Source organism: Streptomyces actinomycinicus (genome assembly GCF_016741775.1).
Taxonomy (GTDB): Bacteria; Actinomycetota; Actinomycetes; order Streptomycetales; family Streptomycetaceae; genus Streptomyces; species Streptomyces actinomycinicus.
Genome location: NZ_JAERRK010000078.1, coordinates 1 through 566, shown reverse-complemented (window position 1 = coordinate 566; position 566 = coordinate 1). Strand labels below are relative to the sequence as shown.

The window sequence follows — 566 nt, the reverse complement described above, 5'->3', positions numbered from 1 at the left end:
ATTGATGCTCGCGTCCACTGTGTATGTTCTGAGGCAACGAACGGTTGCCGGCTGAGAGCAGAACGCATAACAGAAAAGTGTGCTTGTTCGCTCGAAACCATTAGGGTTTCGGTGGTCATAGCGTGAGGGAAACGCCCGGTTACATTCCGAACCCGGAAGCTAAGCCTCACAGCGCCGATGGTACTGCAGGGGGGACCCTGTGGGAGAGTAGGACGCCGCCGAACAATCTTTGGAGGACCCCTGGTCCCAGCGTTCAGCTGGGACCAGGGGTCCTTTTGTTTTTACAATGCTTGTGGTACCGAAGACAGGAGTCACCATGTCCACCAACTCTCCCGGCGACCGACCGGAGCGCGACCAGCGGCGACGGGACAGTGGTGACCGGGGTGACCGCGGCGGTTTCCGCCGCGACAACGACCGCCGCGACGACCGCCGCGACAACGACCGCGGCGGTTACGGCCGTCGAGACGACCGCCGTGACGACCGCCGTGACGACCGGCGTGGCGACGACCGTGGTGGCTTCCGCCGCGACGACCGCAGGGACGACCGACGCGACGACCGCCGTGGTA

Annotated in this window: 1 rRNA gene and 1 pseudogene; one reads left to right on the top strand and one right to left on the bottom strand. The window is 63.8% G+C overall.

Features of this window, described 5'->3' with window-relative positions:
- Positions 1-107 precede the first annotated feature (107 nt).
- A 5S ribosomal RNA gene (rrf, locus tag JK359_RS38570) occupies positions 108-224 on the top strand.
- Between the two features lie 29 nt (positions 225-253).
- On the opposite strand, the pseudogene JK359_RS38565 reads toward rrf, so the two are convergent.
- Positions 254-566, bottom strand: a pseudogene (locus JK359_RS38565) (hypothetical protein); the annotation flags it as partial.